Origin of the sequence: Oscillibacter sp. (assembly GCF_032060045.1) — a bacterium.
Lineage (GTDB): Bacteria > Bacillota > Clostridia > Oscillospirales > Oscillospiraceae > Oscillibacter.
Genome location: NZ_DAMBZJ010000010.1, coordinates 77,361 through 87,221, shown reverse-complemented (window position 1 = coordinate 87,221; position 9,861 = coordinate 77,361). Strand labels below are relative to the sequence as shown.

12 protein-coding genes are annotated in these 9,861 nt (G+C 54.6%); 6 read left to right on the top strand and 6 right to left on the bottom strand.

The window, feature by feature from the left end:
• Positions 1-261: 261 nt before the first annotated feature.
• The 6 genes from RT018_RS06085 to RT018_RS06060 all read right to left on the bottom strand — a co-directional run bounded on the left by RT018_RS06085 (position 262) and on the right by RT018_RS06060 (position 5,911).
• The gene (locus RT018_RS06085; protein ID WP_312940171.1) at positions 262-657 is read right to left on the bottom strand and encodes a thioesterase family protein; all 396 of its coding nucleotides are present in this window, start codon (positions 655-657) and stop codon (positions 262-264) included.
• Positions 658-822: 165 nt separating this feature from the next.
• Positions 823-1,893: a spermidine/putrescine ABC transporter substrate-binding protein gene (locus RT018_RS06080; protein WP_312940169.1), complete on the bottom strand. Its 1,071-nt coding sequence runs from the start codon at positions 1,891-1,893 to the stop codon at positions 823-825.
• 55 nt (positions 1,894-1,948) lie between these two features.
• Positions 1,949-2,806, bottom strand: a complete 858-nt coding sequence (locus RT018_RS06075) for an ABC transporter permease (RefSeq protein WP_312940167.1) — start codon at positions 2,804-2,806, stop codon at positions 1,949-1,951.
• Positions 2,803-3,648, bottom strand: coding sequence for an ABC transporter permease (locus RT018_RS06070; RefSeq protein WP_312940165.1), 846 nt, complete (start codon positions 3,646-3,648; stop codon positions 2,803-2,805). The genes RT018_RS06075 and RT018_RS06070 overlap by 4 nt, the downstream gene beginning before the upstream one ends.
• Complete coding sequence (locus RT018_RS06065; RefSeq protein ID WP_312940163.1) at positions 3,638-4,834, bottom strand: ABC transporter ATP-binding protein; 1,197 nt, start codon at positions 4,832-4,834, stop codon at positions 3,638-3,640. Before RT018_RS06065 ends, RT018_RS06070 begins: the two co-directional genes overlap by 11 nt.
• 117 nt (positions 4,835-4,951) lie before the next feature.
• The gene (locus RT018_RS06060; RefSeq protein WP_312940162.1) at positions 4,952-5,911 is read right to left on the bottom strand and encodes an RluA family pseudouridine synthase; all 960 of its coding nucleotides are present in this window, start codon (positions 5,909-5,911) and stop codon (positions 4,952-4,954) included.
• 193 nt (positions 5,912-6,104) lie between these two features.
• Here RT018_RS06060 and RT018_RS06055 point away from each other — a divergent pair, with 193 nt between their 5' ends.
• From RT018_RS06055 to RT018_RS06030, 6 genes are all read left to right on the top strand, one after another.
• On the top strand, positions 6,105-6,539 hold the full coding sequence (locus RT018_RS06055; protein ID WP_312940160.1) for a DUF177 domain-containing protein: 435 nt from the start codon (positions 6,105-6,107) through the stop codon (positions 6,537-6,539).
• 59 nt (positions 6,540-6,598) lie between these two features.
• A complete protein-coding gene (gene rpmF / locus RT018_RS06050) occupies positions 6,599-6,802 on the top strand; it encodes a 50S ribosomal protein L32 (RefSeq protein WP_293010272.1) in 204 nt (67 codons plus the stop codon).
• 177 nt (positions 6,803-6,979) lie between these two features.
• Positions 6,980-7,486 (top strand): hypothetical protein, encoded by a 507-nt coding sequence (locus tag RT018_RS06045; protein WP_312940158.1) that lies wholly within the window; start codon positions 6,980-6,982, stop codon positions 7,484-7,486.
• Positions 7,483-8,808: a ribosome biogenesis GTPase Der gene (gene der / locus RT018_RS06040; RefSeq protein ID WP_312940157.1), complete on the top strand. Its 1,326-nt coding sequence runs from the start codon at positions 7,483-7,485 to the stop codon at positions 8,806-8,808. The genes RT018_RS06045 and der overlap by 4 nt, the downstream gene beginning before the upstream one ends.
• A gap of 4 nt (positions 8,809-8,812) precedes the next feature.
• Positions 8,813-9,472 (top strand): glycerol-3-phosphate acyltransferase, encoded by a 660-nt coding sequence (locus tag RT018_RS06035; protein ID WP_312940156.1) that lies wholly within the window; start codon positions 8,813-8,815, stop codon positions 9,470-9,472.
• A 58-nt stretch (positions 9,473-9,530) separates the two neighbouring features.
• Positions 9,531-9,861: 2-dehydropantoate 2-reductase N-terminal domain-containing protein (locus RT018_RS06030; RefSeq protein WP_312940155.1), on the top strand; the 331-nt coding region annotated here is incomplete at its 3' end.

Here is a 9,861-nt window from a genome sequence, read left to right as displayed (position 1 = left end):
ATCCCTATGAGGTGACCGACGTGACAATTATAAACGGTATCCGGGAGCTGGAAGAATACAACCGTGGGGAGGAGCCGACTTGCTGAGGCGGCGGCTGACCCGGGGGCGGCATGAAACGACTGGGGAGAGTGCTGTTCAGCAGGCGGGCATCCAAAGCAGCGGAGAGGCTTGAATAAAGCAGCCCTTTTTCGGGAGCGTTGAGCTGTGAAAGGAAAAAAGCCGCCCCCGCCGAATTTCGGCGGGGGCGGGCAGGAGGGCTGCTCAGCCGTCCTGCTTGGCGTTGCACTTTGCGAGGAAGCGGGCATTGTCGATGACGGCGCGGGTGTGGGTTCCCTTTCCGATGGGGCCTTTTTCGTCCCAGGCCGTGACCTTAAAGTCCACCATTTTTCCGTTTTCGGAAATGGCGGTGACCTCGGCTTCCGCCCAGACCTTCATACCCACGGGGGTGGGGGCGTCGTGGCTGATTTCAAGACGCACGCCGACACTGCCCTTACCCTCTTCAAGCCCCTGCTGCAAGCAGTTAAGGGCCGCGGTTTCCATCAAGGCGACCATAAACGGCGTGCCAAACACCGGCAGCGCGCCGGACCCGACGGCGGAGGCGGTCAACGCGTCCGTGACCACTTGCTCTCCGCGATAGGTTGTTCCAATTGTAACCATGTTTACATTCTCCTTTGTATGTTGACTTGTGTGTGTTCATTATACCGATATGCCCTTTGCCTTACAAGGGCAAAAACGAAAAAACCGGATTGGACCGGCTTTTTGAAGAATGCAGGCGGCGTGGAAACCGAAATCCGGTTTCCACGCCGCTTTTAAACAATACTTTTAAGCTTTCAGACGCAGCCATTCGGAGTCGTAAAGCTTCAAGGTGGCTTCGGGAAGGTTCAAAAATGCCTCGCAGCTTGCCAACACCTCATCCGAAGGATAAGCCACCGGATCGGCGGTGATTTCCGCGTCCAGCGCTTCCTTGACGCTCATCAGGGGGGTGGAATAGCCGATGGCCTCGCAGTTGGCAACGCCAACTTCCGTGGAGCACATGAAGTTGATGAACTTCTCTGCATTCTCCTGATTGGCGGCCCCCGCGGGGATACACATGGCGTCGGTAAAGATATTGGTTCCCTCGGAGGGGAGCACGAAGGCAAGGTCCTCGTTGTTGTCGTGCATGGAGAGGTAGTCTCCCGCGTAGTACACGCCGATGGCGGCTTCGCCGCCCTCCAGCTTGTCAAAAATCTCGTCCATGACGTAGGCCTGAACGATGCCGTCCTTCTTCTGCTGAATCAAAAGGTCTGTGGCCTCGGCAATCTGGGCGGGGTCGGTGGTGTTATAGGAATAGCCAAGGGTTTTCAGCGCCACGCCGATGGCGTCCCGGGAGTTGTTGATCATCAAAACCTGCCCAGCGTATTTTGTGTCGAACAGGGCCTGATAGCTGGTGATGGCCTCGCTTACCATGGACGTATTGTAGATGATGCCCACGGTGCCCCACATATAGGGGACGGAATAGGTGTTCTCCGGATCATAGGCAGGGTTTAAGAAGTTGGGGTCCACGTCCGATGCGTTGGGAATGTTGTCAAAGTTCAGCGGCAGGAGCATCTTCTCATCGATCAGGCGGGAGATCATATAGTCGGAGGGAATAATTACGTCATAGGAGTCTCCCTGCTTCAGGTTGGCATACAGCGTCTCGTTGTCGGGGCAGACGGTGTAATTCACCTTAATACCGGTTTCATCCTGAAATTTTTCAATCACGTTCAGTGTTCCGTCCTGTCCGGTGGAGATATACTCGCCCCAGTTGAGAACGTTAATTTCACCGTTGGGATATTTACTGGCAGAGTTGCCGCAAGCGGTGAGCAGGGGACAGACTAAAAGGGCTGCCAGAGCCAGAGAGAGGATTTTTTTCAATTCTTCATATTCTCCTTTGCAATTGTAGTATGGGGGCAAACGGCGCGTCGGTCCTTCAGGTTTTTGGGGTCAGGGCGGCGCGCTGGCGCCGCACGGCGGAGTTCTGACGGGTCTGACGCAGGTTCACGATAATTAAAAGCACCAACACCGAGATAAATAAAAGCGTGGAAATGGCATTGATTTCCGGACTGATTTTCCTCCTTGCCATGGAGTAAACCTCCATCGCAAGGGTGGAAACCTTGTTGCCCGCGGTAAAATAGGAAATCACAAAATCGTCCACCGACATGGTGAAGGCGATGATGGTCCCGTTGACGATGCCGGGCATCAGATCGGGCAGGATCACCTTGCGGAAGGCGTAAAAGCCCCGGGCACCCAAATCCTGCGCCGCCTCGTAGATATGGGGGTCCAATTGCCGCAGGCGGGGCATCACGGACAAAATGACATAGGGGATATCAAAGGTCACGTGGGCAATCAGCATGGTGCCGAAGCCCTTGGCCAGCGAGATGCCCACAGCCTTCCCGACGGTGGCGTTGAATGCGCCGATGGCAAGCATAAACAAGAGGGACAGTGACACGCCGGTGACAATATCCGCATTGGTCAGGGGAATGTTGTTAATAGACATCAGGGTGTGGCGGCTGCGCCGCTTCATGGCCGCAAAGCCCATGGCAGCAGCGGTCCCCGCCACCATGGCGATGAGGGAGGCCAGCACGCTGACAAGCAGCGTGGTTCGCAGGGCGCTGAGAATCGCTTCGTCCTGAAACAGGCGAACGTACCATTGCAGGGAGAATCCGCCCCACACCGTCCGGCTTTTCGTGGCGTTGAAGGAAAAGAAAATCAGCACGAAAATCGGCGCGTAGAGAAACAGAAAGGTCAGCACCAGAAGCAGGCGGTTGCCGAAACGGTTTTTTCTCACAGCAGCATCGCCTCCTCCTCACCCTCGCCGAAGCGGTTCATCACGGCCATGGAGATCAGCACAATGACCATCATCACAAGGGAGATGGCGGAGCCGAGATAGGGGTTGTACGACCCGCCCAGAAATTGCGTTTCAATCAGGTCGCCCAGCAGCGTCACCATGCCGCCGCCAAGCAGGCGGGAGATGGCAAAGGTGGCAACCGAGGGGACGAATACCATAGTGATGCCGGAGAGAATCCCGGGGACCGACAGCGGAAAAATCAGCCTGCGAAAGATTACGGCGCTGTTTGCGCCCAAGTCCTGCGCTGCCTCGATCAGCCGTGGGTCGATTTTTTCAATCACCGTGAAAATGGGCAGAATCATAAAAGGCAGGTAGTTATACACCATGCCCAGTACGATGGCCCCACGGGTGTTGATCATGGGGAAGTAAGTGAAATCCGTCCCGAACAGGCCGTTTACAAGGGCGATCAGGCCAATTTTCTGGAACAGGGTGTTCAAAAGCCCGGTGTTTTCCAGAATGGACATCCACGAGTAAGTCTGAAGCAGAAAGTTCATCCACATGGGCAGCATAATCACAATCGTGGCGATGCGCCTGAGGCCGGGACCCTCTCGGGCCAGAAACCAGGCCACGGGATAGCCGATGAGAATGCAGATCAGCGTGGCAATGGCCGCAAGAAGAAAGGACCGGCCGAACACGGCGGCATAGGTCCCCATGGCGCGGAAATTTTCCAGCGTAAAGCTGGAGCCGTTATGAAAGGCGTAAATCACGACCAGAATCAGGGGCGTCACCACGAAAATCGCCATCCATGCCACATACGGCATGGCCAGACCTCTATTCCTCATGGCTGCCGCCCTCCGGGGAATCCTCCTCCTCGTCCAGCGCCTCCGCGTCGGACAATTCGTCGTATTCCTCGCTGTAAGAGCTGTAATCTCCGAATTTTCCGGAATACTCGCTCTTTTTCATGATGTGGAACCCCTCCGGGTCGATTTTCACACCGATCTTGGCGCCGACAGGGGAGTGGTCCGTGGTTTGAATCAGCCACTTGAAGCCACGGAAGTCCACGATGATGTCATACTGCATGCCTTTGAAGGTCACGTTGGTGACGGTGCCCACAATCTGGCCTTGCTCCACGGGTACAATGTCGATATCTTCCGGACGAACCACCACGTCCACCGGCTCGTTTGGGGCAAAGCCACCGTCCACGCAGGGAAAGGTCTTGCCGTACAGCTTAACCACCCGGTCTTCAAGCATCACACCGTCAATAATGTTGGATTCACCGATAAAGTCCGCCACAAAGGCGTTTTTCGGCTCGTTGTAGATGTCCTCCGGCGTGCCTATCTGCTGAATGGAGCCTTTGTCCATCACCACAATGGTGTCGGACATGGTGAGGGCCTCCTCCTGATCATGGGTGACATATATAAAGGTGATGCCCACCTGCTGCTGAATCTTTTTCAGCTCAATCTGCATGTCCTTGCGCAGCTTTAAGTCCAGCGCACCCAGAGGTTCGTCCAAAAGTAGCACTTTGGGTCGATTTACCAGTGCCCGGGCGATGGCAACCCGCTGTTGCTGGCCGCCGGAAAGGGCGTCTGGTTTGCGGTGCTCAAAGCCAAGAAGGCTGACGGTTTCCAGCATTTCCAGAACCTGCCGCTTAATTTCCGTCTCCGCCAACTTCACCGTCCGCTTTCCAGAGGGGTCCGCAGGGTCGACAACGCGCTTCATCCGCAGGCCAAAGGCCACGTTTTCAAACACGTTCATGTTGGGAAACAGGGCGTATTTCTGGAATACCGTGTTGATTTGCCGCTGAAAGGGCGGAACGTCATTAATCCTCACACCGTCGAACAGGACATCTCCCGACGTTGGCGTCGTGAAACCCCCGATGATACGCAGCGTCGTGGTCTTGCCACAGCCGCTGGGTCCAAGCAGTGTGAGGAATTCTTTGTCATTGATATAGAGATTTAAGTGATCGAGAACAAGCTCGTCGTCAAACGCCATGCAGAGGTCCCGCAGGCGAATCAACTCTTTGGACATGTATCCTCCCCCGTTTCTACAATTAATCGAATAAAAACGCCTCTTTTCTCTGTTGAGGGGGAACCTTTCTCGTTGAAATTCGGCAATTACAAATTGTATCGAAAAGGCTTTGAAAAGTCAAGGAAAATAGCGATTTTTGAATGGAATATTTTCCACCCGCAAAACCTTGCCTCGCAAGTACTCAAGAATCCCGGCGTTCGATTGAAAATCAAACGCCAATTGATAGGACCAAAGGCACTGCTTCTGCTCCCCATAACGCCGGTTGATTTCGCCCCGGCCATATTTACCGTCTCCCAGCAGAGGACAGCCGATTTCCGCCATGGAAACGCGGATCTGGTGGGTTCTTCCGGTTAAAAGCTCGCATTCCACAAGAGACAGCTCGCCTTTTTTCTGCAAAGTCTTATAATAGGTAACGGCGCTGCGGCCGCCAGGGATGGGGCGGCGATAAAAAGAAACTTCTTTTTTTCGCTCATCCTTTAAAAGAAAGCCCTCAATTTTCCCGGCCGAGGGTCGGGGATTTCCCACCGCCACGCATAGATAGGTCTTTCGCAGTTCGTGGGTGCGGATTTTATCATTGATAATTCGCAATGTATCCGCATTTTTTGCGGCGATGACAATGCCGCCGGTGTTGCGGTCGATACGGTTGCAAAGAGCGGGGACGAAGGAGTTTTCCTCCGCCGGGTTCCACTCATGCTGCTGATAAAGGTACGCCTGAATGTGGTGGACTAATGTGTTCACTTTTTCTGTTTCGTCGGCGTGGACCACAAGGCCCGGGCGCTTGTTCACCAGCAAAAGGTTCTCGTCCTCATATACAATGTCGAGCTGGGGACGAAAAGAGGAGAGAAACTTGTCCTTCTCTGTGTCCGGCTCCTGAAAAAATTCGTCGTTGACGTACATCTGCACAAGATCGCCCAGTTCCAGCCGGACTTCCCGCTTCGCGCCCTTGCCGTTGACCTTCACCCGCTTGAGGCGAATATATTTTTGCACCAGGGCGGGGGGCAAGGCGGGCGCAGCCTTGGCCGTGAACCGGTCCAGCCGCTGTCCCGCATCATTTTTGTTGATGGTAAATTCCCGCATAGGACCCTCCAAATATCGGTATAGGCACATTGTAGCCGATTTTGGGAAAAAAGCAAGGAAATCCGAAAAAGTATTTGACAAGTCTTTCAATATCCATTATAATACTGCTCGTGTCATTGCGAGGTGTGCTATGCGTTTAGACCTAAAACCTATTTTGAATTTCCCCGGAAAATCCTTGGAGTTTCAATTTTCCATGGACTTGTCTGACGCGGAACTGAACGGTCAGTATCCCGTGACAGAGCCGGTTTCGGTGGAAGGGTCCGTGCGAAACAGCGCGGGCGCGCTGGAGCTTTTCATGACGGCCTCCAGCACGCTGGACGCCGCCTGCGACCGTTGTACAAAGCCTGTCCAGATTTTCAAGGAAGTAAACTTTTCCTGCCTTTTGGCGGAGGAGCTGGAAAACGGGGAAAATGACGAGATCGTCTTACTGGAAAACGGCGAGGTGGATGTAGGCGAGCTGGCCCGCACCGCGTTCATTTTGGAAATGGACGCCAAATTTTTGTGTTCTGAAGATTGCAAAGGACTTTGCCCCCGTTGCGGCGCCGACCTGAACCTCGGTCCCTGCGGCTGCAAGAAGGACGCGGACCCGCGTTTTGCGGCCCTTGCAAAGCTTTTGGAGAGCAACTAATAAATACGTAACAAGAGCGGAGAGGCCAAGGCCCCCGCTGATCTGAAGGAGGTGTCATCATGGCAGTACCCAAGACAAAAGTATCCAAGGCAAGACGGGACAAGCGCCGCAGCTCCACGTGGAAGCTGGCGACCCCCGGCCTCGTTGCCTGTTCCAAATGCGGTGCTCTGCACCTGCCTCACAGAATGTGCAAGGAGTGCGGCACTTACAACGGCCGGACCATCAAGGTCGTCAAGTCCGCGGCCGTGAACGCTGCGAAATAAGGTTTGCATCATAAATGGGGAGGAAAGAGTGCGCTCTTTCCTCCTTGTTTTGTGTCCGAGGATGTGGGACCTGCATGCGGCTTCGCAGTCGTGTACGAAGCCGACAGAAATGCTGTACATTTCCCACAAATATGGTATGATGACAGTATCACTGAAAGAAAAGGGGCTGTATGCGCTGTGAAAAAATCATGGATCCGGCTTCTGGACGCAGCCATTCCGTTCACCGTCCTGCTCTTGCTCATTTTGCAAATATGGGGTTCATTCTATAATCTGAAACGCAGCATTGACATGGGCTATGGGCACAGCTATGATTTAAAAGCGTGGATTTTTACCATATTATATTTGCTTGTGATTTTGCTGATCGACCTGCACCTGATATACGGCAAGGATTTGCTGCCGGTCAGGGCCATCTGCAATTATTGGGGCGTGGTGTCTCTGGTTCTTCTTGCGGGACTGGTCAGGATACTGCCTGAAAACCTTTTCAGTGTCGTTTTGCTGGGAGTTACGCCCCTCCCTCTGCTTCAACCGCTGCTAGACCCTCTGCCGTGGACGGTCAACTGTGCGCTTGCATGTTTATTTTGCGGATTGCACTGGCTGCTGTGCCGGCGGCTTTTTCGTAAGAAAAAACAGGCTGCTTTGCCCCATTCCGGGCATGAAAATATAGAAACGGGAGGAAACCCATGAAACCCATTGTTGCCATTGTGGGCAGGCCCAATGTGGGCAAGTCCATGCTGTTCAATAAACTTATCGGCCGTCGGCTCTCCATTGTGGAGGACACACCGGGGGTCACCCGGGACCGGGTGTACGGTGAGACGGATTGGAACGGTCGCACTTTTACACTGATTGACACCGGCGGAATTGAACCCCGGACCGACGATCAGATTCTCACCTTTATGCGCCAGCAGGCGCAGCTTGCTATCGACCACGCCACGGTCATCGTCTTTTTAACGGACGTGAAGACCGGACTCACCGCCTCGGACCACGAAGTGGCGAATATGCTGCTTAAAAGCGGTAAACCCATTGTTCTGGCGGTGAACAAGATGGACTCCACCGGCGCCATGAACCCGGATTTTTACGAGTTTTATAATCTGGGCATGGGGGACCCCATTGCCGTCTCGGCTGTCCACGGTCACGGAACTGGTGACCTTCTGGACGCCTGCGTGGCCCATTTCTTGCCCGAGGAGGAAGATGAGGAGGGGGCGGATGCCATCAAGGTGGCATTGATCGGCAAGCCCAACGTGGGCAAGTCCTCTCTTTTGAACCGGATTCTGGGGGAGGAGCGGAGCATCGTCAGCGACGTGGCAGGCACCACACGGGACGCCATCGACTCTCTTTTTGAAAACGAGCAGGGGAAGTTCCTGTTCATCGACACGGCGGGCATGCGGAAAAGATCCAAGGTGGAAGAAGACATCGAGCGGTACAGCGTTTTGCGGGCCACCATGGCCATTGAGCGAAGCGACGTGTGCCTGATCCTCATTGATGGGCGGGAAGGCGTGACCGAGCAGGACACCAAGGTGGCGGGTCTGGCCCACGAAGCGGGGAAAGCCTCTGTCATCGTGGTGAACAAATGGGATTTGGTGGACAAAGACGACAAGACTATGGACCGGCTTACCGCCGACATCCGGCGTGATTTGGGCTTTATGACCTATGCACCAATTCTGTTTATCTCCGCCCTGACCGGGCAGCGGGTGAACAAGCTTTTCGATCTGATTGTGGCCGTGAGCAATCAGGCATCTTTGCGCATTACCACGGGAATGTTGAATAACGTCCTATCCGACGCGCAAACCCGGGTGCAGCCCCCCTCCGACAAGGGCCGCCGCCTGAAAATCTACTATATGACGCAGGTGGGTATCCGCCCGCCCCATTTCGTGGTGTTTTGCAACGACGCTAGACTGTTCCACTTCTCCTATCAGCGGTATCTTGAAAATCAGATCCGCGCCGTATTTGGACTGTCGGGGACGCCCATCATTCTCTCTATCCGGCAAAAGGGTGACAAGGAGGAATAAGGATATGGAGGCATCGGGTTCCATCTATCAATTTTCGCTGTTGCCTGCCATTGGTCTTGGCGCGCTTACGGCGCTGGCCGCATACCTGCTGGGCTGCTTCAACGGGGCGGTGATTGTCTCCAAGTATATTCTGAAGGACGATATCCGCACCCATGGCAGCGGCAACGCGGGGCTGACCAATTTTTACCGAACCTTCGGAGGAGCGCTGACCTTTGTTGTTATTCTGACCGACGTGCTCAAGGCGGTGTTCGCTGTGCTGATCGGCATGGCGGTATTCGGGCATTTTATGGGTGAGCCTGCCTTTGGAAAGCTGTTTGCAGGGCTGTTTTGCATGATCGGACATATGTTCCCCTGCATGTTCCACTTCAAAGGAGGCAAAGGCGTTCTCTCTGGTGGCATCGTGGCAATTATGCTGGATTGGAGGGTGGCGTTGATTGTCTGGGGCGGCTTTGTTTTGCTGGCTTCATTGACGCGCTTTGTCTCTCTGGGGTCTGTTTTTGCCGGGGCGGCGCTTCCATTTGCCACTTATTTTGTGATGCACAGCCCGGTGCTGGCTTTTTTGGCCGCCTGCTGCGGCGCGTTGCTGATCTGGGGACATCGGGCCAACATTCGGCGGCTGCTTCGGGGCGAGGAGAGCAAGTTCAGCTTCCATCGAAAGCAATAGCGGTCGGTTCAAAGGGGCTTTGCCTCAAAAAATTTTCTACAGAAAGCGGGATTCGGATATGAAGGCAGTGGTTTTAGGCAGCGGCGGCTGGGGGACGGCTCTGGCCATGGTACTGTGTGATAACGGGCACGACGTTACCCTCTGGTCCCACAGTCCGGGAAAAGCGGAGCTGATGGCGGGAAATCGGAGAAATCCAGCACTGCCTGACGTGGAGCTTCCCGCCGCGCTGAAATTCAGCGGAGAGATCCGCTGTGTGGAGACGGCGGAACTCGTGGTGTCCGCCTCGCCGTCCTATGCCGTGCGGAGCAATCTCCGCCCCGCCGCGTCATTTTTAAAGAAGGGCACGGTGCTGGTCAGCGTATCTAAGGGCATCGAGCGGGACACTAACC